General features: G+C 29.3%; 21 protein-coding genes and 1 pseudogene. 11 read left to right on the top strand and 11 right to left on the bottom strand.

Going from position 1 to position 20,466, the window contains the following annotated elements; genetic code table 11:
• Positions 1-32: 32 nt before the first annotated feature.
• From A2J15_RS04790 to A2J15_RS04780, 3 genes are read left to right on the top strand one after another with little or no spacing between them, the layout of a single operon-like run.
• The gene (locus A2J15_RS04790; protein ID WP_066776896.1) at positions 33-1,151 is read left to right on the top strand and encodes a DUF829 domain-containing protein; all 1,119 of its coding nucleotides are present in this window, start codon (positions 33-35) and stop codon (positions 1,149-1,151) included.
• On the top strand, positions 1,148-2,518 hold the full coding sequence (locus tag A2J15_RS04785) for a cytochrome P450 (protein ID WP_066776899.1): 1,371 nt from the start codon (positions 1,148-1,150) through the stop codon (positions 2,516-2,518). Before A2J15_RS04790 ends, A2J15_RS04785 begins: the two co-directional genes overlap by 4 nt.
• A complete protein-coding gene (locus tag A2J15_RS04780; protein WP_066776902.1) occupies positions 2,515-2,916 on the top strand; it encodes a hypothetical protein in 402 nt (133 codons plus the stop codon). Before A2J15_RS04785 ends, A2J15_RS04780 begins: the two co-directional genes overlap by 4 nt.
• 1 nt (position 2,917) lies before the next feature.
• Here the strand turns inward: A2J15_RS04780 and acpS are convergent, their stop codons facing one another.
• Both acpS and fliL read right to left on the bottom strand, forming a co-directional pair.
• On the bottom strand, positions 2,918-3,265 hold the full coding sequence (acpS, locus tag A2J15_RS04775; RefSeq protein ID WP_066776904.1) for a holo-ACP synthase: 348 nt from the start codon (positions 3,263-3,265) through the stop codon (positions 2,918-2,920).
• Complete coding sequence (gene fliL, locus A2J15_RS04770) at positions 3,265-3,798, bottom strand: flagellar basal body-associated protein FliL (protein WP_066776907.1); 534 nt, start codon at positions 3,796-3,798, stop codon at positions 3,265-3,267. Before fliL ends, acpS begins: the two co-directional genes overlap by 1 nt.
• A 122-nt stretch (positions 3,799-3,920) precedes the next feature.
• Between fliL and A2J15_RS04765 the strand changes: the two genes are divergently transcribed.
• On the top strand, positions 3,921-5,294 hold the full coding sequence (locus tag A2J15_RS04765; RefSeq protein ID WP_066776910.1) for a phosphomannomutase/phosphoglucomutase: 1,374 nt from the start codon (positions 3,921-3,923) through the stop codon (positions 5,292-5,294).
• 86 nt (positions 5,295-5,380) lie between these two features.
• On the opposite strand, the gene rsfS is transcribed toward A2J15_RS04765, so the two are convergent.
• Positions 5,381-5,707, bottom strand: a complete 327-nt coding sequence (rsfS, locus tag A2J15_RS04760) for a ribosome silencing factor (protein ID WP_066776913.1) — start codon at positions 5,705-5,707, stop codon at positions 5,381-5,383.
• A 29-nt stretch (positions 5,708-5,736) separates the two neighbouring features.
• Positions 5,737-6,282 (bottom strand): nicotinate (nicotinamide) nucleotide adenylyltransferase, encoded by a 546-nt coding sequence (nadD, locus tag A2J15_RS04755; protein ID WP_066776915.1) that lies wholly within the window; start codon positions 6,280-6,282, stop codon positions 5,737-5,739.
• A gap of 61 nt (positions 6,283-6,343) precedes the next feature.
• Here nadD and gap point away from each other — a divergent pair, with 61 nt between their 5' ends.
• From gap to A2J15_RS04730, 5 genes and pseudogenes are all read left to right on the top strand, one after another.
• Positions 6,344-7,342 carry a type I glyceraldehyde-3-phosphate dehydrogenase gene (gene gap, locus A2J15_RS04750; protein ID WP_066776917.1) on the top strand — a complete coding sequence of 333 codons (999 nt, stop codon included), beginning with the start codon at positions 6,344-6,346 and terminating at the stop codon, positions 7,340-7,342.
• 2 nt (positions 7,343-7,344) lie between these two features.
• Positions 7,345-8,547, top strand: coding sequence for a phosphoglycerate kinase (locus A2J15_RS04745; protein WP_066776919.1), 1,203 nt, complete (start codon positions 7,345-7,347; stop codon positions 8,545-8,547).
• Positions 8,544-9,215, top strand: coding sequence for a triose-phosphate isomerase (locus A2J15_RS04740; protein ID WP_066776921.1), 672 nt, complete (start codon positions 8,544-8,546; stop codon positions 9,213-9,215). Before A2J15_RS04745 ends, A2J15_RS04740 begins: the two co-directional genes overlap by 4 nt.
• Positions 9,216-9,218: 3 nt before the next feature.
• Entirely contained in the window at positions 9,219-10,043 is an 825-nt protein-coding gene (gene fabI / locus A2J15_RS04735) for an enoyl-ACP reductase FabI (protein WP_066776924.1), read from the top strand.
• Between the two features lie 3 nt (positions 10,044-10,046).
• A pseudogene (locus tag A2J15_RS04730) lies at positions 10,047-11,541 on the top strand (hydrogenase small subunit).
• Here the strand turns inward: A2J15_RS04730 and feoB are convergent.
• The 5 genes from feoB to A2J15_RS04705 form a co-directional block, all read right to left on the bottom strand.
• Positions 11,538-13,370, bottom strand: coding sequence for a ferrous iron transport protein B (gene feoB / locus A2J15_RS04725; RefSeq protein WP_066776926.1), 1,833 nt, complete (start codon positions 13,368-13,370; stop codon positions 11,538-11,540). The pseudogene A2J15_RS04730 and the gene feoB sit on opposite strands and share 4 nt — an antisense overlap.
• Positions 13,367-13,591, bottom strand: coding sequence for a FeoA family protein (locus A2J15_RS04720; RefSeq protein ID WP_066776933.1), 225 nt, complete (start codon positions 13,589-13,591; stop codon positions 13,367-13,369). Before A2J15_RS04720 ends, feoB begins: the two co-directional genes overlap by 4 nt.
• 203 nt (positions 13,592-13,794) lie before the next feature.
• Positions 13,795-15,162 carry an adenylosuccinate lyase gene (gene purB, locus A2J15_RS04715; protein ID WP_066776936.1) on the bottom strand — a complete coding sequence of 456 codons (1,368 nt, stop codon included), beginning with the start codon at positions 15,160-15,162 and terminating at the stop codon, positions 13,795-13,797.
• Positions 15,163-15,189: 27 nt separating this feature from the next.
• Positions 15,190-16,353: a trans-sulfuration enzyme family protein gene (locus A2J15_RS04710; protein ID WP_066776939.1), complete on the bottom strand. Its 1,164-nt coding sequence runs from the start codon at positions 16,351-16,353 to the stop codon at positions 15,190-15,192.
• Between the two features lie 363 nt (positions 16,354-16,716).
• Positions 16,717-17,079 carry a Rid family detoxifying hydrolase gene (locus tag A2J15_RS04705; protein ID WP_066776950.1) on the bottom strand — a complete coding sequence of 121 codons (363 nt, stop codon included), beginning with the start codon at positions 17,077-17,079 and terminating at the stop codon, positions 16,717-16,719.
• A 162-nt stretch (positions 17,080-17,241) separates the two neighbouring features.
• Between A2J15_RS04705 and A2J15_RS04700 the strand changes: the two genes are divergently transcribed.
• A complete protein-coding gene (locus A2J15_RS04700; protein ID WP_066776953.1) occupies positions 17,242-17,901 on the top strand; it encodes a helix-turn-helix transcriptional regulator in 660 nt (219 codons plus the stop codon).
• A 1-nt stretch (position 17,902) separates the two neighbouring features.
• Here the strand turns inward: A2J15_RS04700 and A2J15_RS04695 are convergent, their stop codons facing one another.
• Together A2J15_RS04695 and A2J15_RS04690 are read right to left on the bottom strand one after the other, a co-directional pair.
• Positions 17,903-18,373, bottom strand: a complete 471-nt coding sequence (locus A2J15_RS04695) for a Cj1386 family hemin-binding protein (protein WP_066776956.1) — start codon at positions 18,371-18,373, stop codon at positions 17,903-17,905.
• Positions 18,374-18,433: 60 nt separating this feature from the next.
• On the bottom strand, positions 18,434-19,855 hold the full coding sequence (locus A2J15_RS04690) for a catalase (protein WP_066776959.1): 1,422 nt from the start codon (positions 19,853-19,855) through the stop codon (positions 18,434-18,436).
• Positions 19,856-20,040: 185 nt separating this feature from the next.
• On the opposite strand from A2J15_RS04690, the gene A2J15_RS04685 reads away from it, so the two are divergent.
• Complete coding sequence (locus A2J15_RS04685; protein WP_066776962.1) at positions 20,041-20,355, top strand: DUF2325 domain-containing protein; 315 nt, start codon at positions 20,041-20,043, stop codon at positions 20,353-20,355.
• Positions 20,356-20,466: the final 111 nt, after the last annotated feature.

Here is a 20,466-nt window from a genome sequence, read left to right as displayed (position 1 = left end):
TACAACTGTTATAATTTAAACTAAAAACGTATATGTATAGAGAAGTATTTTATATAGCAGGATATGATCCTAAAAGTTATAGATTTTATTATGATTTGTTTAAAAAAAATTTAAAAGAATACTCTTATCAATTCAATCTTAAAGCAACTATGCATAAAATTGAAAAAAATGAGAATTTTCCTTTCTTTAAAATTTTTTGTGAAAACGTCCAAACTAAATACCATTTTTTAGTATGGAATGATATTGTTAAACAAAACTGGTCGCAAAATTATAAAGATGCTTTGCTAGATTGTTATAGTTTTTTTAGAATTTATACTCTTACAGGTCTTTTTATTAAATTTGCAAAAGAATCAATTTACCAACTTATTACAGGTTATTATCCTTTTTTTTATGTGCTTTTTTCTTTGTTATTTTCTATGATCTTAGCTTTAGGAACTTTTGTTTTTTTGCAAAATCATATACCTATTTTTTTTGCTGTATTAATAGGAATTTTTTTAGGATTTTTGCTTAATCGTTTTTTGTTTAAAATGGGTAAAAAACTTGGTGTATTTTGGATAGCAAGGATTTGTGCTTTTTGTGCTACTTGGAAGGATAAAAAAAAAGGTGCAATGGAAGAAAGAATAAAACTTTTTGCACATACTATAATAGATAAATTAGAGCAAAATAAAAATAAACAAGATTATGAGCTTATTTTAGTAGCCCATAGTGTTGGAACTATAGTTTGTATAGAAGTTTTAGAACATATTTTAAAACAAATAGATCAAACTTTGCTTACTAAACTAAAAATTCTTACTTTAGGAGAATGTATTCCTTTGGTAAGTTATCAAAAAAATGCTAATAAATTTAGAGAAAAGCTTGAATTTATCTCAAGATTTGATTTAAAATGGTATGATTATACATCTATTATTGATGGTGCTTGTTTTCCACAAGTAGATTTTTTTCGTACAAGTAAAGTAAATGCTAGATTTGCTCCAGTATTTTTAAATGCTAAATTTCATACTTTGTATGAAAAACATGAATATAAAAAAATAAAAAGAGATAAAAACAAAGCACATTTTTTATATCTTTATAGTGCTAAAATTAAAGGTGATTACGATTTTTTTTCTTTTATTGTTGCACCTAAATTTTTAGAAGAAAAGGTAAAAATATGAATCAATGCCCATTTTTTCCAAAACCTTATAAAAACAAGGCTTCAACGCTTTTAACTTTTTTATTAAAACGCAGATCTTGGCTTGATGGACTTTATGAACGTAGTTATAAAATGCAAACAGGTTATGTTAAAATGCCCAATTTTGATCTTTATGTTGTTAATAATACTAAAGAAGTGAAAAGAATCATGGTAAATGAAGTAAGACAATTTCCCAAAAGTGCCTTTTTGCATGAGCTTTTAAGTCCACTTTTAGGAGAAAGTATTTTTACTACAAATGGAGATGTTTGGAAAAAACAAAGAGAGCTTTTACGCCCAAGTTTTGAAATGACAGGGATTAATAAAGTATTTAATCTCATGAAAGATGCAGCAGCTGATATGATGCAACGTTTTGATAAATATCCTAATAATGCCATTATAGAAGTAGATGAGGCCATGACTTTTGTGACTGCAGATGTTATTTTTCGTACTATTATGTCTTCAAAACTTGACGAAGAGCAAGGTAAAAAAATTTTAAATGCTTTTGTAACTTTTCAAGAACAAACCGTGCACACTGCCATGCGCCGTATGTTTCATTTTCCAAAGTGGTTTTCTTATATTTTAGGTGATCGTAAACGTGCTAAAGCTGGAGAGCTTATTAGGCAAGTTTTAAAGGATATAGTAAAACCAAGATATGATAAGGCTAATGAAGCAAATCAAGAAGAATTTAAAGATATTTTATCTTCTTTGCTTTTGGTGGTGGATGCACAAACTAATAAACGTTTTTCTTTTGAAGAAATTTTAGATCAAGTGGCCATGCTTTTTTTAGCAGGTCATGAAACAACAGCTAGTTCTTTAACATGGACTTTGTATTTATTAAGTCTTTATCCTAAAGACCAAGAAAAAGCTTATGAAGAGCTTTGTGAAATTTTGCAAAATAAAGATATTGAAATTGTGCATTTAAAACAGTTTAAATATTTAATTAATATTTTTAAAGAATCTTTAAGGCTTTATCCACCTGTAGGATTTTTTGCAAGAGAAGCTAAGCAAGATACGCAAATTCGAGATAAATTTATTAAAAAGGGATCAGGAGTGGTGATTGCTCCTTGGCTTATACACAGGCATGAAAAATTTTGGAGTGATCCTAATGGCTTTAATCCTTCTCGTTTTGAGCATGAATATCAAAAGGACGCATATTTACCTTTTGGAGTAGGTGAAAGGATTTGCATAGGGCAAGGTTTTGCTATGCAAGAAGCCATTTTAATTTTAGCAAATATTTTAAGGGTTTATAAATTAGAGCTTGAAGAAGGTTTTGTGCCTGATGTAGTAGGTAGATTGACTGTACGTTCAGCTAATGGAATGAGAATTAAATTTACTAAAAGAAAAGCATGAAAAGTGTTAATACTAAAGTGTCTAAGAACCCTCGTATAAAAACGAATTTTAAAGAGAAGTTAGCAGGAACTATTTTACTTTGTGCTATAGTGCCTTTAGCAGTTTTAGGATATATTTTTATTGTAATAGTAGGAATTTTTTTCAATACAGCTCGTGCAAGACAAGGCGTAAGAGCTTTAGATCATTTTGTTAATGCAAGTTTGTTTAATGGATATGCTTGGGAAAGTGTTTCTTCTCATGCATGGCGTCAGAGAAATCATAAAAAATGGGCTAAGCTTGTTATAAAAATTACAGATTTTTTTCAAAAAGATCATTGTAAAAGAGCAAATAAGAGAGAACAACCTGTTGTAGATTTTATACTTTCAAGAAATTTAGACAAGCAAACTATAGGAAATTAGTTTATATTATAGCTACTATAGCAATAGCAAATCCATTATCGTGTGAAATGCTAAGTGAACTTTCTTGAATATTAAAATCGTGTATAAGTTTTTGAGAGTATTGAAGTTTAGGAGCATTTCTTTTGTCTTTTGATATTTGTATATCAAAAAAAGTGCATAATTCACAAATTCCAAGTCCTAAAGCTTTACTAGCAGCTTCTTTAGCAGCCCAAAGACCTGCTAAAGTTGCCGGGTTTTTAACTAGTATTTGTTCTTGCGGACTTAAGAATTTATCTAAGAAATTTTTACCATGTCTTGTATGAATTTTTTCTATTCTAGAAATACAAACAATATCACAGCCCACACGCATTAAGAAACTACAAAATCCGTAAAATAAACATTTTTAATGAAACCATCAGTTAAAATTTCATTGATTTTTCCAACGAGTTCATCTTTTAAGCGTTCTTTGCCTTTTTGAGTACTAACTTCCTCAAAGGTTTTAGCTGTAAGCGTGCGGATGATAATATCGCGAATTATAGGTACTTTTTTATCTAGTTCAGGTTTTAAAAGTTCACTATTTTGTTCTAATTCTATGGTGCATTTTACATATCTTGAGCCACTATCACTAAGTAAATTTAAAGTAAAAGGATCAAGCGGATACATAGGACCTATATCAGCAAAATCGCTACCACGTTGAGTGGGAGTTGAAATTTTAGGTTTATCAGCTTTGATTTCTTCTTTTGGAGCTTCTTTAACTTCGCTTTCATCGTGTGAGCTACTAGAAATAAGCCAAGCAATTACACCCATAATGCTAAGAAGTAAGACAAAAAGCAAAATAACAATAATAATTACAAGCGATCCGCCTTTTTGCTTTTTTTCTTCATTTTTTAATTCTTCATCCATAAATTTTTCCTTTATTTTAGTGAAATTAATGTAAAATTGTAGCAAAAATTTCTTTCGTATCCAAATTCAGTTTCATGAAGATATAAAATTGGTAGATTTAAAAAATGGTTTAAAGGAAGATTATGCTTGATGTTATTTTTAGAGAATATGATATACGTGGACTTTATGGCACGCAATTAAATGAAAAAAGTGTTAAAGCCATAGGTTTTTGTTTGGGACAAGTCATGCTTGAAAAAGCTTGTAAAAATGTGAGTGTGGGTTATGATGCAAGATATAGTGCAAATGAGCTTTTTGGATATTTAGTTAGTGGGCTTAATAAAGCAGGAATTAAAGTTTATGATATAGGATTAGTTCCAACTCCATTGGGATATTTTAGTCTTTATGAGGGTTTAAAATTTGATGCTAATATTATGATCACAGGATCTCATAATCCAAAAGATTATAATGGATTTAAAATCACTATAGACAAAGAAAGTTTTTTTGGTGCAAAATTAAAAGCATTTTCAAAAGAAGTTTATAAACATTTAGATGATGAAATCGAGCAAAATGTAAAAGCTGAAAAATATGATATTTTAAGTGTTTATCTTAATTTTATGTGTGAGCAATTTGCCTTTTTAAAAGATTTAAATTGTAAATTTGTGGTTGATTGTGCTAATGGGGCAGCTGGGGTTGTAGTTGAACCTTTAATCAAAGCTTTAAATTTAAAAGCCCATGTGATGTTTGCAAATGCTAATGGACAATTTCCAAATCATGATCCTGATCCAACACAAGAAGAAAATTTAAATGCTATAAAAGAGTTTTTAAATCAAAATCAAGAATATACCTTAGCCTTTGCTTTTGATGGGGATGCTGATAGGATGATACTTTTAAGTAAAACTCATGTATTTTGTGGGGATGAACTTTGTTATTTATTTGCAAAAAATATTCCTAACCCTCGTATTTTAGGTGAAGTAAAATGTTCTAAAAATCTTTTTGATGAAGTGGCTAAATTTGGTACTATTTTTATGGGAAAAACAGGACATTCTAATATTAAAAAAATGATGAAAGAAAAAGATATTGATTTAGCAGCTGAGGTAAGTGGGCATATTTTCTTTAAACACAGATATTTTGGTTATGATGATGGAATTTATGCATTTTTAAGAGTTTTAGAACTTGTTCATAAGGGCTTTGATTTAGAAGGTATGATCAAAGCTTTGCCAAAACTTTATACTACTCCAGAAATTAAAATTCCTGTTAATGAAGAAGAAAAATTTCAACTTGTAGAGGAATTTAAAAAAGAGCTTGAAAAAGGGGCTTTAAAAGGAGTTAAAAGCCTTTGTGAGATTGATGGGGCTAGGATAGATTTTGGGGATGGTTGGGCTTTATTGCGTGCTTCTAATACCAGCCCTTATTTAATAACACGTTTTGAAGCTAATTCTTTAACACGGGCAAAAGAACTCGAAAATGCTGTATTTTCTTTATTTAATGAGATAAAGGCTAGGTTTAAAGCAGAATAATTTTAGCTTAAATATTTTTAATATATAAAATGAGTATCTTTAAAATTATTATTTAAATATGCTCATTTTATTTAAAAATAGACTTTTTAGACTTTATTTTTTTTCAGATTTTCTAATAATTCTTCTATATTGTAAATTCCTCTATATTCTGGTGTTAAAAGGTGGATTAAAATATCACCTAAATCAATAACACTCCATTCTTCACTACTTTCTATGTGTAAAAACTCTTCACCTTTTGCTTTAAGTTTGATTTGGAGTTCATCAATCAAAGATAAAGCATGTTTTTCTCCTAAAGTTGTACCAATAATAACGTATTTTACAAAATATTCTTGTTTGCTCATATCAATAATTTTGATATCTTCGGTCTTTTTTTCATCTAAAATTTGGATGATTGAATGAATTCTTTCTTGCATTCTTTTCCTTCTTGATTTTTAAAATTGTATCAGTTTTTTTGTAATTTTTCATAATAATGTTTAATTTCATCTTTAATATCATCGCAAACTTCACTTGTATCTAGGGTATTGCGTATAAAAGAAGAAGAAATTTTGATATTTGTTTTTAAATCTTGAAATCTTTTTGGAATGATTATATCGTTACGATGGGCAATAACAAATTCGACTAAGGAATTTAATTTATCAAAATTATGCCAAAGGTGGAGTTTTTCTAAATGATCTGCCCCAATTAAAAGATAAAATCGCTTAGGATGATAAATTCTATAAAGATACTCAACGCTTTCTATGCTAGGAATAGGACGTTTTTGTTTGGTTTCAAAATCGCAAATTTCTATTTTTGGTAATTTTCCCCAAAGTTTTTTTACCCACAAAAATCTTTGTTTTTCATCAGCACTAAAATTTTGTTTAAAAGGATTAATAAAAGTAGGCATGATGATGAGTTTATCTATATCTAGTTTTTTTAAAGCTTCTTTAATAATGGCTTCATGTCCTTTGTGTGGCGGGTCAAAACTGCCGCCAAAAAGTGCAATATTCATTAAATTTTTAACCTTTTTTTAGTAGAATATTAACATAAAAAACTTCGCAAAAGGAAACAAAATGGCTATAAAAGTTGCTATAAATGGCTTTGGACGTATAGGAAGATGCGTTGGAAGAATTATTTTACAAAGAGATGATATCGAGCTTGTAGCAATAAATGACACTACAGATATTGAATTAACAAAATACCTTTTTAAATACGATACTGTACATGGAGAATTTAAAGGTGATATAAGTATTAATAGCAATGATTTAGTAGTTAATGGTAAAAAAATTAAGATGTTTAAAACCCGTGATATAAAAGATCTTGATTTTGCAAAATATGGTGCACAAATTGTTTTAGAATGTACAGGGGCTAATTTAACTATGGAAAAATGTCAAGGTTTTTTAGATAAGGGTATACAAAAAGTGATTATGAGTGCACCAGCAAAAGATGATACACCCACTTATGTTTTAGGAGTAAATTCTCATCTTTATCAAGGTGAAAATATTATTTCTAATGCCAGTTGTACAACCAATTGTTTAGGTCCTGTTTGTCGTGTTTTACAAGATAATTTTGGTATAGAAAAAGGATTAATGACAACCATACATGCTTATACTAATGGACAAAGTCTTATTGATGCAAAAATTAAAGATAAGCGTCGTTCGCGTGCAGCAGCTCAAAATATTATCCCAACTTCTACAGGTGCAGCTAAGGCTATGAAACTTGTTATGCCAGAATTAAGCGGTAAGCTTCATGGGCAAAGTATACGTGTACCAGTCATTGATGTTTCAAGTGTAGATTTAACAGCACAATTAAGTTGCAAGGTTAGTAAAGAAGACATTAACGAAGCCTTTAGAAAAAGTGCTCTTTCAAATTTAAAAGGCATTTTAATGGTTGATGATGATGAGAGGGTTTCAAGTGATTTTATTACTTGTTCTTATGGTGCTGTTGTAGCAAGTGATTTAACTCAAGTTATAGCTGATGATTTTATTAAAGTGATTGCTTGGTATGATAATGAATGGGGATATTCAAGTCGTTTAGTTGATATGGCTGTATATATTGCAAATAAGGCTTGATTATGAAAGATATTATTTCTATTAAAGATATTGATTTAGCTAAGAAAAAAGTTTTCATAAGATGTGATTTTAATGTCCCGCAAGATGATTTTTTAAATATCACTGATGATAGACGTATAAGATCAGCTATTCCTACAATTAAATATTGTTTAGATAATGCTTGTAGTGTGATTTTAGCTTCTCATTTAGGGCGTCCTAAAGAATTTAATTCTAAATATTCTTTAGAGCCTATTAGAAAACGTCTTAGTAGACTTTTAGATAAAGAAATCATTATGGCAAAAGATGTTGTTGGTGAAGATGCAAAAACTAAGGCTAAAAATTTAAAAATAGGAGAGATTTTACTGCTTGAAAATTTACGTTTTGAAAAGGGTGAAACTAAAAATGATGAAAATTTAGCTAAAAAATTAGCTTCTATGGCACAAATTTATATCAATGATGCTTTTGGGGTATGTCATAGAGCTCATGCTAGTGTTGAAGCTATTGCAAAATTTTTTGATCAAAAACATAAAGGTGCAGGATTTTTACTTCAAAAAGAAATTACTTTTGCAAGTAATCTTATAAAGCATCCAGCCCGCCCTTTTGTTGCTGTTGTAGGTGGATCAAAAGTAAGTGGTAAACTTCAAGCACTCACTAATTTATTGTCAAAAGTAGATAAATTAATCATAGGTGGAGGTATGGCATTTACTTTTTTAAAAGCTCAAGCTTATGATATAGGTAATTCGCTTTTAGAAGAAGAGCTTTTAGAAGAGGCTAATAAAATTCTTATTAAAGCTAAAAATTTGGGGGTAAAAATTTATCTTCCTGTGGATTTTGTAGCTGCTCCTGCATGTTCACAAGATGCACCTATGAAATTTGTTAGTGCTCAAGAAATTCCAAGTGATTGGATGGGCTTGGATATAGGGCCTGCAAGTGTAAGGCTTTTTAAAGAGGTTATTTCTGATGCGCAAACTATTTGGTGGAATGGACCTATGGGGGTTTTTGAAATTGATAAATTTTCAAAAGGAAGTATTAAAATGAGTCATTATATTAGCGAAGGACATGCAACTTCTGTTGTTGGAGGAGGGGATACGGCTGATGTGGTTGCACGTGCAGGTGATGCAGATGAAATGACTTTTATTTCTACAGGTGGAGGTGCTTCGCTTGAACTTATAGAAGGTAAAGAACTTCCAGGTGTAAAAGCTTTAAGAACTAAGGAAAATGAATGATTTTTGCTGCAAATTTAAAATGCAATCATACTAGAGCAAGTTTTAAAATTTATGCTGATGTTTTAAATAAGGCTATGAGAGTAAAATGTGATGATATAGTTGTTTTTCCTCCTAGTGTAGCCTTTTTAGAAACTCAAACTAATTTTATTCAAGGAGCACAAAATTTTTACCCATGCATTAAAGGATCTTTTACGGGTGAACTTGGAAAAGAACATTTGGATGAATTTGGAATTTCATGTGTGCTAATAGGACATTCAGAAAGAAGGGCTTTAGGTGATGATAATTTGATAAAATTAAAATTTGATTTTGCTAAAAATTATAATTATAAAATATTTTTTTGCATAGGTGAAGATTTAAACACTAAAAATTCAGGTAAAACTTTAGAATTTTTAGAAAGACAAGTTCAAATGATTGATTTAGATTATAATAAACTCATTATTGCTTATGAGCCTATTTATTCTATAGGAACAGGAGTGAGTGCAGATTCTAAAGATATTAAAGAAGTGCTTCAATTTTTAGCTAGTTTAACTAAAGCACCTTTGCTTTATGGAGGAAGTGTCAATGAAAATAATATTAAAGAGATTTTAAGTATAGAGCATTGTAGTGGTGTTTTAATAGGAAGTGCAGCTTTAAAAGTGGATAATTTTATAAAATTAATTAAAGGATAAATCATGATAATGAGAGGTAAAAAAGGTCTTATTGTAGGTGTTGCAAATAATAAATCTATAGCTTATGGCATAGCAAAAGCTTGTCATGATCAAGGAGCCACATTAGCCTTTACTTTTTTAAATGATGCTTTAAAAAAGCGTGTTGAACCTATAGCAAAGGAATTTAATTCTAATTTTATTTATGAGCTTGATGTAAATAATAACGAACATTTAGATGCTATAGCAAATCAAATTAAAAAAGATTTAACTCAAATTGATTTTATAGTACATGCAGTGGCTTTTGCACCAAAAGAAGCTTTAGAAAATTCTTTTTTAGAAACTACAAAAGAAGCTTTTGATATAGCTATGGGAACTTCTGTGTATTCTTTGCTTTCTTTAACGCGTGCGCTTTTGCCTATTTTAAATAATGAAGGATCGATTTTAACCCTTAGTTATCTTGGTGGGGTTAAGTATATTCCTCATTATAATGTTATGGGTGTAGCAAAAGCAGCACTTGAAAGTTCTGTGCGTTATTTAGCTAGGGACTTGGGTGTTAGAGGAATTCGTGTTAATGCTATTTCAGCAGGACCTATTAAAACCTTAGCCGCTAGTGGAATAGGGGATTTTAGGATGATATTAAAATATAATGAAGTTAACGCCCCGCTTAAACGTAATGTTAGTATAGAAGATGTGGGCAATTCAGCCATGTATTTACTTAGCGATTTAGCACGTGGTGTCACAGGTGAAGTACATTATGTTGATTCAGGATATAATATCATGGGTATGGGCAATGTAGAAAAAAATGAAGAAGGGCAAACTGTACTTTGTTGGGATAATCAACAAGGATGAAAAATGGTAAAGCTTAGCAATGAAGATTTAAAAATTATACTTGAAAATCGTATAAAAAAACTTGAAAATTCTTCCTTAAAAGATGAAAAATTTATTAATGAAGAAAGTGTAAAGATGATTGCTAAGCATTTGTCTTTAGGTAATGAAATTCCTATTTTAGCCCAAAAATTTTTTGAAATTGCACCTAAAATGAAAATTGTTTGGCTTCATCTTTGTGAATGTACGGGGTGTAGTGAAAGTTTATTGCGATCAGCACTGCCTAGTTTTGATGAATTGATTTTTGATTTTTTTTCTTTACAATACCATGAAACTTTAATGTTAGCTAGTGGTACTCAAGCTGAAGAACTTTTAGAGTCTTGTTTAGAAGATAATTTTGTTTTAATTGTTGAGGGTGGTGTTGCTCCTATAGACAGCTTTTTTTTAACTTTAGGGGCACAAGCTAAAAGTGGTTATGAAATTTTAGAAAAATTAGCTTTTAAAGCTAAAGCTATTTTTGCTTTAGGCACTTGTTCAAGTTATGGAGGCATTCAATCTGCTTATCCTAATCCTAGTAAAACTTGTGGGATAAGTGAGGTTTTAAATCAAAAAGTAGTAAAGATTCCTGGTTGTCCTCCAAGTGATGTTAATATAGTCGCAACTTTGGCTTTTTTTGCTTTATTTGAACTTTTACCTGAACTTGATGAACAAAATCGTCCCCTTTGGGCTTATGGCAAGTGTTTGCATGATATGTGTGAAAGAAAGGCTAAATTTGAAAGCGGGATTTTTGCACAACATTTTGGAGATGAAGCGGCAAAAAATGGAGCTTGTTTGTTTAAAATAGGTTGCAAAGGACCTTATACTTATAATAATTGTCCTAAGGTAAAATTTAATTCTAAGACTTCATGGCCGGTTTCTGCAGGGCATGGTTGCATTGCTTGTAGCGAGAAAAATTTTTGGGATGAATTTGGAAATTATGAAAGACCTATGGCAAATGTTTTTTCTTATGCTAAGCTTTGTAAAGAGGAATTTAAAGAAGAAATTTTCTTAGAAGAGCAAATCAATATTTTAAAACAAGTTGATTTTGAATTTGAAAGTAATATTAAGCTTATTTTAAAAAATATAGCTAAAAATAAATTAGGTGCTTTATTAGTAGAAAATTATAAAAAATGTTTTGAAAAAAAACTTTCTTTTTATAGAAAATAATTTTGATGATAATTCCATGCTTTCAAAGGATATTTGGAAATATTTTGAGATTAATTTTATTTTAGCTAAAGGAAAGCATTTAAAAACTAAGGATGATTTTTTAAGTCCAGCAAAAAATTATGCTTTTAAACATGCAAGTCCTTATGATTTTAAATTAAGTTTTAATACTCAAGCAAAACTTGATGTGAGTAAATCTTTTAGAATGACTTTAATTTATCTTTGTGGAGGTCTTGATTTTGAAGGTATTGCTTATAGTATTTTAAAGGCTTTTAAAACAAATTTAGCTAAAGTTGAAGAATGGGATAAAGTGGGTTAATGCATTATAAATTGAGTAATATTTAGACCTATAAAGGCTATAATATAAGCACTAACGCAAGTAAAAAGAAAAAGAAAGAGGGTGTATTTGATTTTTCCGCTTTCTTTTGAGAAGACTATTGTTGCAGCAAAGCAAGGATTATAAATCATTACAAATAAAACAAAAGCTATGGCACTAGGCATAGGGATATTTTTAGCTAGTATAGCTTTTAAGTCATTATTAGTTTCATCCACATCTTTTCCTAATGAATAAAGCACGCCCATAGTAGAAATCATAACTTCTTTAGCCGCTAAGCCGCTAACTAAAGCAACGCTTAATTTCCAATCAAACTCAAGAGGCTTAAAAATGATTTCCATGCTCTTGCCAAATTGTCCTAAATAACTTTGTTCTATAATTTTGTTTTCTGCTTTAAAATCATTTAAATTAGATTCATTTTTTGGAAAATTGCTTCCAAACCATATGAGTAAAGAAGCTAAAAGTATGAAAGTTCCTGCTTTTTTAAGATACATTTTAGCTTTATTATAAACTGCAAGCCATACTAAATGCCAATTTGGCATACGATATTTTGGTAATTCCATAACAAAGGGTTCATCAAATCCACGAAATACTACTATTCTTAAAAATTTTGCAGCACAAAGTCCTAAAATAGCTCCTAAAATATAAATTCCAAAAAGATAATTACCTGCTTCTTCGTTTGGAAAAAAAGCACCGATAAAAAGTACATATACAGGAAGTCTTGCACTACAACTCATAAAATTAATCACAAAAAGGGTTAAAAGTTTATCTCTTTTGTTTTTAAGTATTCTTGTGGCCATAAAAGCAGGTACAGAGCAGCCAAAACCAGTGATTAATGGAATAAAACTTTTGCCATGCAAGCCAAATTTATGTAAAATTCCATCAAGTAAAAAAGCTACTCTTGACATATAACCTGTAGTTTCTAAAAGAGCAATGCCTAAAAATAAAATAATAATATTAGGTAAAAATAATACTACAGCTCCTACTCCTGCTATAATACCATCGCCTAAAGCAGAAGCAAGTAGGGTATTTTCGATATTGTTTTTGACCAATTCGCTTAGAGTGTTAAAACCTAATTCTATGTAATCCATAGGAATGCGACCTAAAGTAAAGGTGGTTTGAAATAAAAGCCACATGAAAAATAAAAATATAGGCAAACCAAAAATTTTGTGGATAAGCAAGGCATCAATTTTTTTAGTAAGATTTCTTTCTTCTTTTTTATAAGTGATGATTTTTTTTGAAAGTTTATTGATGAAATTGAGTAAATCTTCTTTGTCTAAATTTTCTTGCTTGAAAGTTTGGGTTTTTTGTGTGTATTTATTTTCGAACAAAATGATGGCTTTATCGAGTAAAAGTTTTAGATTTTCCTTTGTTTTAGCCGAGATTTCGATAATATCAACTTTAAATTCTTGACTTAAACACTCAAGATTAAGTTCTATACCTTCTTTTTTTGCCTCATCGCACATATTTAAAGTTAAAAGTATTTTTTTATTAAGACTTAAAAGTTCTGCACTTAAAATAAGATTGCGTTCTAAATTTGTAGAATCTAAAATATTGATAATAATATCATAATTGTCATGATTTAAGAAGTTTCGTGTGATTTTTTCTTCCTCACTATACCCATCTAAAGAATAGGTTCCTGGTAGGTCAATGATTTCAAATTCATAGTTTTTATAAAAAGTTTTTGCACTTGCTTTTTCTATAGTAACCCCACTAAAATTACCCACTTTCATATGGGTTTTACAAAGGGCATTAATGAGTAAGCTTTTGCCTACATTAGGTTGTCCAACAAGGGCTATTTTGATTTTTTTCATATTATTTTTACTTCTATGGTTTTGGCTTCTTCAGATCTTAAAATAACACAGCTTGTATCAAGTTCTACCATTATAGTGGCGTTTTTTAAAGAGGAATGAATTTTACTTAAAATTTTATTTTTGCTAAAGCCAAAGCTTAAAAGTCTGTTTTTTAATTCTTTATTAGCATGCAAATTTACAATAATAGCTTTTTGTGTATCTTTTAACTCATCTAAAGTCAAGTATGATTCCTAAATTAAATAAAATAGATATTATAATATAAAAGTATAAAAACTTTCTTATTTGATAAAGAAGCTAGGTATTTTTAAAGTAAAATCATATAGAATTAATTGATATGGGTGAAATCTTTATTAGTTTTAAAAAATTAAGATTATAGATTATTCAAAGAAATAATAAGTTTTTCTTTGAATAATTGTTTTAAATATTATTTTAAAATAGCATTGTTTTTGATCTTTATTAAAAATTCATCAACAAGTTTAGGTGCATATCCTACATAAGTGCTAGCATCAAGTAAAGCATCAATATCCTTTTCTTTTAACACCCTAGATACTCTTTTATCACTTAGTAAAATTTCTTTGAAAGTTCTTTGTTTTTCTATTCCTAACATGGCATTTTTATAAACAATTTCATGAGCATAGGCTTTGCCATAATGTTTGCTTAAAGCAAACATAACGCGTTCTGCTAAAATAAAGCCTTTAAGTGTATTTAAATTTTTAAGCATTTTATCTTTTTTAACTTCTAATTTACTTAAGGTAAATTTGATATTATCTAAAACTACAGAAAGCATTAAAAACATTTCAGGTAAAAGCTTCCATTCCATATGCCAAACTTGTCCATCTCTTTCATGTTCATGTCTTTCAATATCACTGAGTATGGCTAAATTAGCTTTAAAGACATTGCTTACTGTAACAGCATTTTCACTGATTGCTGGATTTCTTTTATGTGGCATGGTGCTAGATCCTACTTGTCCTTTGCCAAAGGGTTCTGCTAATTCATCGATTTCATTATGAGAAAGTATGAGAATTTCATGTGCAATTTTATTAAAAGTTGCATTGATATTGCCTAAAACAAAACCAAGTTCTATAAAACGATCTCTTGCAGATTGCCATGAGATATTAGGGACTTGAAGTCCTAAATTTTCTAAAGTAAGTTTTTCTACTTCATTGCATTGATCGCTTAAGCTAGCTTTGGTTCCAACAGCACCTACTATACTTCCTACATAAAGTCTTTTTTCAAGTTCTAATATTCTTTCAAAATGGCGATCAAGTTCACTAAGCCAAATAGCAACTTTATGTCCAAAGGTTATAGGTAAGGCTTGTAAAGAAAGAGTCCTTCCCATCATAGCAGTATTTTTATGTGTTTTAGCAAGCTTAGCTAAAGTTTTTGCAATAGTTTTTAATTCGTTTTTTATAATTTGCATAGCTTCTTTAAATTGTAAAACAGATCCTGTATCAACTATATCTTGAGTTGTTACACCAAAATGCACATATTGACCTAAATTATCATCGCAAATTTTTTCTAAGTTTTTAATTGTTGGAACTAAAGAATGCCTTGTTTTTTTGCATTCATCTAGGATAAAATCCATGTCCATAAGTTCATAATGCGCTTTTTTTGTGATTTCTTTAGCTGCTTTTTGAGGAATGATTTTAAGTGTGGCTTGTGCTTTTGCTAAAGCTGCTTCAACATCTAGCCATTTTTGTATACGGTTTTTTTCACAAAAAACCGCACGCATACTTTCTGTACTCCAAGAATTTGCTAATAATTGTTGATCAAATACACTAATTCCTTCCATTTTATTCCCTCCCACTTTTATATTTGTTTATTTTTTAATTGTATCAAAAGCTTGTATTAAATCAGTAATCAAATCTTGAAAATCTTCAAGTCCTATATGAAATCTTACAAAAGGACCTCTTTGACTCCAATTTGTAGCTGTTCTTGGTGGGGTGGTTACTGTAGCTAAGCTTTCATAACCACCCCAGCTATCACCTATAGCAAAGTATTTTAAGTTATCTACAAATTTAATAGCATCATCTTTAGTATAATTATCATTAAATTCAATGGTAATCATCCCATTAGCGCCCTTGTGATCACGCATAAAAATTTCATGATTAGGATGGGTTTTTAGTTTTGGATAAAAAATAGTTTTAATTTCTTTTCTTGTTTGTAGAAAATTGACAATTTCATCAGCACTTTTTTCATGAGCTTTTATTCTTATATCTAGTGTTCTCATGCCTCGAAGTACTAAATAAACATCATCAGGACTTGTTGTAAAACCTAAGGCTTCTGGAAGTTTATTGAAATTTTTCCATTCTTTTTCATTGATAATGATTATACCCATAGTTACATCTGAATGTCCGCTAAGATATTTTGTAGCAGCAATAACTGAAATATCAGCTCCAAGATCTAAAGGATTTAAAAGATAGCCGCTAGAATAAGTATTATCGATTGCTACGGGTATATTATGAGAATGAGCGATTTTGCAAAGTTTTGGCAAATCTATAATCTCATAAAGTATAGAACCTGGACTTTCACATAAGATAAGTTTTGTATTGGGTTTGATTTTTTCTTCTACATCACTTGCATCAGCTTTTAAAAAGTCAATTTCAATTCCTATTTTTTCTAAAAATAATTCGCAAATAGTTCTAACAGGCCCATAAATTGCATCAGTGATTAGAAAATGAGCATTTTTGCTTGCATAATTTAAAAGTACCATTGCAAGTGCAGCTAGCCCTGTTGGAAAAAGTTGAGCTCTATAGCCATTTTCAAGAGAACAAATAAGTTTTTCAAGTTCAAAATTCGTTGCAGTTCCTCTAGCTCCATAACTTAAAACACGTTCATTTTCTCTTAATTTTTTATATTTTTCATAAGTAGCATGATCTTTAAAAAGTATAGTTGATGCACGCATAATTGTGGGATTAACTGATTTTGCTTCAACGCTTTTCTCACCCCTACCGCAATGGATAAGTTTAGTTTTTGAATTCATTTTTTCCCTTTTTTGATATTAGACTTAAACTCATTATTATTACAAAGCTATAATCAAGTAGTTTTGTAATAATAAGTTAATTTACCGGTTTTCCAGCACACATTTTTCTAAAACCTGTTATGATTTTAAGCAAGTGTATTAATGATAGTTTTCATAATTAATGTTTGATGATAATTTAAGCAAGTAAAAAACAAATCAAAAACATCTTGTTTTTAAAAAAATTTATCAAAATATAAACATTGGATATATTAAAACTTTTCATAATAGCAAATGCATTAATTCTAGCTTTTTATAAATTTCTCATACAATATTTATAAAAAATTAATCAATGAAACATCATTCATAAAAAACTGTTTATGATGATTAATTTTTTTGTGCGATAAGCTCTATTTCTATTTTAGCTCCTTTTGGTAGATCTTTTACAGCAAAAGCACTTCTTGCTGGATAAGGATCTTTAAAAAATGTTGCATAAACTTCATTAAATGCTAAAAAGTCATTGATATCAGATAAAAAACAAGTGGTTTTAATAACCTTATCATAGCTAATACCATTTTCTTCTAAAATGGCACCAATATTTTCAAGGGCTTGTTGGGTTTGTCCTTTAATGTCTAAACTTTCAATTTCGCCTGAGTTAGGATTAATAGGAAGTTGTCCTGATATAAATAAAAGTCCATTTGCTTCTTTATACACTGAATATGGACCTATAGCTTTTGGATAATTTGACATGAGTTCTCCTTTTTATAAATTTACATAGAATATATTTTATTATTATAATAATAATTTGTCAATACTTTATTATTATAATAATAAAATTTTATTTTTAAGAAATGTTTTAAACTATAAATAGTAGAATTGAATATATATTTGAGATTTTATTGAAGGCATTATATGGATGAAGCACAAAAACAACAATTTATAAAGCTAACACATTTTTTAGGAGAAGTTTTGGGAGCACAATATGAAATAGTTTTTCATGTAGTTGCAAAAGATGGAGTGTATTTAGCAGCAATAGCTAATAGTCATATTAGTGGGAGAGATTTAAATTCCCCTTTGACTGCTTTTGCAAGCGAACTTATACAAAATAAAAAATATTTAGAAGAAGATTTTTTATGTGATTATAAAGCCCTTGTTGGAAAGTCAAAATTAATTAGAGGTTCTACATTTTTTATTAAAAATCATGATAAATTAGTAGGTATTTTATGTATTAATCATGATACTAGTATCATGAGAGATTTGATATGCAAGATGATAGATCTAGAAAAAATAGATGATATGAGTGAAATTTTAGGGAATATCACTTATTCTCATAATGATTCTCATAGTATAGAAACATTAAGTCATTCTATAGAAGATATTTTAATACAAAGCGTGGATCCAAGTTATTTAAATTCTGATTATCAATTAAGTATAGCACAAAAAGAAGAAATTGCTGAAAAATTATATGAAAAAGGTATTTTTAATATCAAAGGAGCTGTACCTATAGTAGCGAAATTTTTGAAAATTTCAGAACCTAGTGTATATAGGTATCTGAAAAAATTTAAAAAATAATTTAAGATTTTTTTATAAATTGGAGTATTTTTAAACTTATCTTTTTGAAAAAGTTATTTTTAGATTTTTTAAGTAAAAATTCAGCAATATCTTTACGTCCAAACATAATGGCAAAGCCATAAGGTGTCATTCCTAAGCCATTATTTTCATCAATGTTTGCCCCATGCTTAACTAAAAGTTCGCACATGGGTAAATAACCTTTAAAGCAAACTCCAGCTAAAGGAGTTTGACCGCGATCATTTTTTTCATCCACTTTAGCTCCTTTTTCTAAGAGCATTTGAGCTGTTTCATAAGAATTATTATAGGCTGCAAGCATAAGTAAGCTATCACCTTTATGAGTTTTTAAATTTACACTTAAACCTGCTTCTATCATAATTTTAAGGTTTTCACATTCATTGTTTCTTGCAAAATTAAAAGCCATCTTGCAAAGTTGTTCAAATCTTTTTTCTTCTTCTATACTAAGACTTACCATTATATTTCCTTAATAATAATCTTTAGTTTGCCACTTTTTAAGTGGCAAGTAAAAATCATTTTAGCCTAAAGCTTTTTTTACTCCAGCTGCATAGCTAGGTGAAATTTTTTCAAAATGATCTAAAGCTCTTTGAATGATTTTAGCATCCACACCTTCCATTGAAGCAGCGATATTTTCAAAAAGTTGATTTTTTTGGTCATCGCTCATAAGATCAAATAAAGCTCTTGGTTGAGTGTAAAAATCATTGTCAAGTGGAGCGTGTCTTTTTGCTGTACCTTCTAAAGCTAAATCAGGTTCAAGATAGCTATTGTCTTCTTTTGGACTTTCTTCGCAACTATTTGGCTCATAATAAGCTGCACCATTTCTATAAGTATCAGAATTCATAGCACCAGCTACATTATAAGTATTTACTTCGCTTCTTGCACGATTTACTGGTAAAAGATGGTAGTTGGTTCCTATTCTATATCTGTGTGCATCAGGATAAGAGAAAATTCTAGCTTGTAACATTTTATCAGGACTGAAGCTTATACCAGGAACGATATTGCTAGGGCTAAAAGCTGCTTGTTCTACTTCATTGAAGTAATTTTCTGGATTTTTATTTAAAACCATTTCTCCTATATCCATTAAAGGAACTATAGAATGAGGCCAAACTTTAGTTAAGTCAAAAGGATTAAATCCTAGTTTATCTGTATCTTTTTCAGCAAGAATTTGTACTTGTACTTTCCATTTTGGGAAATCTTTGTTTTCTATTGCAGTATAAAGATCTCTTTGGTGACTTTCTCTGTCTTTAGCAATAATTTCAGCTGCTTCTTTATTAGTAAGATTTTTGATTCCTTGTTGGGTTTTAAAATGGAATTTTACCCAAAATCTTTCATTTTTATCATTGATGAAGCTATAAGTATGGCTTCCAAAACCATGCATATGACGATAGCTTGCAGGAATTCCTCTATCACTCATTAAAATAGTTACTTGGTGTAAGCTTTCAGGGCATAAAGTCCAAAAATCCCATGCAGCATTATTGCTTCTTAAGTGATTTCTTGGATCTCTTTTTTGAGTATGGATAAAATCAGGGAATTTATATGCATCACGAATGAAAAAAGTTGGAGTATTATTTCCTACTAGATCCCAATTGCCTTCTTTGGTATAAAATTTGATAGCAAAGCCACGAACATCGCGTTCAGCATCAGCTGCTCCTGCTTCACCTGCAACTGTTGAAAAACGTAATAAAAGTGGAGTAGTTTCTCCTTTTTGGAATACTTTTGCTTTTGTATAAGCAGATAAATCAGCAGTAATTTTTAATTCACCATAAGCTGCACTTCCTTTAGCATGTACAGTACGCTCTGGTATTCTTTCTCTATTTTGATGAGCAAGTTTTTCAAGTAAGAGATAATCTTGCATAAGTAAAGGGCCTTTTGCACCTGCACTTAAAGAATTTTGATTGTCGGCTATAATATTTCCGAAGTCATTAGTTAATTTTTTCATTATATATTTTCTCCTATTAATTAATAATTTTTATTAGGTAAAAAATTATACCTACAAATAAATTAAAAATAACTGAATAAGAAGAGATTTTAATTGATAATAAATTTTAAAATAAATTTAGTTTTTTTATATTATAATAATAATTATCAAAATATATTTGTAAAATTTTAGTGAAGGAGAATTTTATGTCAGTTTTAGTTATTGGTGCGGATGAAATAAGTCCTATTAAAGCCGTTTTGTATGATTTAGGTGTTAAAAAAATACAACATTGGGATGCGCGTAATGAAAATAGAGTTAATCGTAAACCAATCCCTTATGATATAGAATGTATAGTTATGTTAACGAGTTTTTTAAATCACAATACTATGAAAAAAATTAAAAATGAAGCTAAAAAGCGTAAAATTCCATTAGTTTGTGCTAAAAGAAGTGTGAGTTGTGTGTATTGTGAGTATTGTAAGATTTTTAATCTTAAGAAAGAATTTTCTTGTAATAAAGTTTAAATTTTTATACCAGTTAAAAAATAGAAAATTTTGCTTGATTTTTTAATATACCAAAAATTCTAGTAATTTTTTGGTATATTGTTAAAAAACATATTTATCATCTTTTGTTGA

It is taken from the genome of Campylobacter hepaticus (genome assembly GCF_001687475.2).
Lineage (GTDB): Bacteria > Campylobacterota > Campylobacteria > Campylobacterales > Campylobacteraceae > Campylobacter_D > Campylobacter_D hepaticus.
Note: the sequence above shows the minus strand (reverse complement) of the source record. Positions and strands in the feature narration are given on the sequence as shown.

Bases quoted from the DNA above. Each gene is read 5' to 3' on its own strand.
- A2J15_RS04790 (WP_066776896.1), top strand. From the start codon at position 33: ATGTATAGAGAAGTATTTTATATAGCAGGATATGATCCTAAAAGTTAT.
- A2J15_RS04785 (WP_066776899.1), top strand. From the start codon at position 1,148: ATGAATCAATGCCCATTTTTTCCAAAACCTTATAAAAACAAGGCTTCA.
- A2J15_RS04780 (WP_066776902.1), top strand. From the start codon at position 2,515: ATGAAAAGTGTTAATACTAAAGTGTCTAAGAACCCTCGTATAAAAACG.
- acpS (WP_066776904.1), bottom strand. From the start codon at position 3,265: ATGCGTGTGGGCTGTGATATTGTTTGTATTTCTAGAATAGAAAAAATT.
- fliL (WP_066776907.1), bottom strand. From the start codon at position 3,798: ATGGATGAAGAATTAAAAAATGAAGAAAAAAAGCAAAAAGGCGGATCG.
- A2J15_RS04765 (WP_066776910.1), top strand. From the start codon at position 3,921: ATGCTTGATGTTATTTTTAGAGAATATGATATACGTGGACTTTATGGC.
- rsfS (WP_066776913.1), bottom strand. From the start codon at position 5,707: ATGCAAGAAAGAATTCATTCAATCATCCAAATTTTAGATGAAAAAAAG.
- nadD (WP_066776915.1), bottom strand. From the start codon at position 6,282: ATGAATATTGCACTTTTTGGCGGCAGTTTTGACCCGCCACACAAAGGA.
- gap (WP_066776917.1), top strand. From the start codon at position 6,344: ATGGCTATAAAAGTTGCTATAAATGGCTTTGGACGTATAGGAAGATGC.
- A2J15_RS04745 (WP_066776919.1), top strand. From the start codon at position 7,345: ATGAAAGATATTATTTCTATTAAAGATATTGATTTAGCTAAGAAAAAA.
- A2J15_RS04740 (WP_066776921.1), top strand. From the start codon at position 8,544: ATGATTTTTGCTGCAAATTTAAAATGCAATCATACTAGAGCAAGTTTT.
- fabI (WP_066776924.1), top strand. From the start codon at position 9,219: ATGATAATGAGAGGTAAAAAAGGTCTTATTGTAGGTGTTGCAAATAAT.
- feoB (WP_066776926.1), bottom strand. From the start codon at position 13,370: ATGAAAAAAATCAAAATAGCCCTTGTTGGACAACCTAATGTAGGCAAA.
- purB (WP_066776936.1), bottom strand. From the start codon at position 15,162: ATGGAAGGAATTAGTGTATTTGATCAACAATTATTAGCAAATTCTTGG.
- A2J15_RS04710 (WP_066776939.1), bottom strand. From the start codon at position 16,353: ATGAATTCAAAAACTAAACTTATCCATTGCGGTAGGGGTGAGAAAAGC.
- A2J15_RS04705 (WP_066776950.1), bottom strand. From the start codon at position 17,079: ATGTCAAATTATCCAAAAGCTATAGGTCCATATTCAGTGTATAAAGAA.
- A2J15_RS04700 (WP_066776953.1), top strand. From the start codon at position 17,242: ATGGATGAAGCACAAAAACAACAATTTATAAAGCTAACACATTTTTTA.
- A2J15_RS04695 (WP_066776956.1), bottom strand. From the start codon at position 18,373: ATGGTAAGTCTTAGTATAGAAGAAGAAAAAAGATTTGAACAACTTTGC.
- A2J15_RS04690 (WP_066776959.1), bottom strand. From the start codon at position 19,855: ATGAAAAAATTAACTAATGACTTCGGAAATATTATAGCCGACAATCAA.
- A2J15_RS04685 (WP_066776962.1), top strand. From the start codon at position 20,041: ATGTCAGTTTTAGTTATTGGTGCGGATGAAATAAGTCCTATTAAAGCC.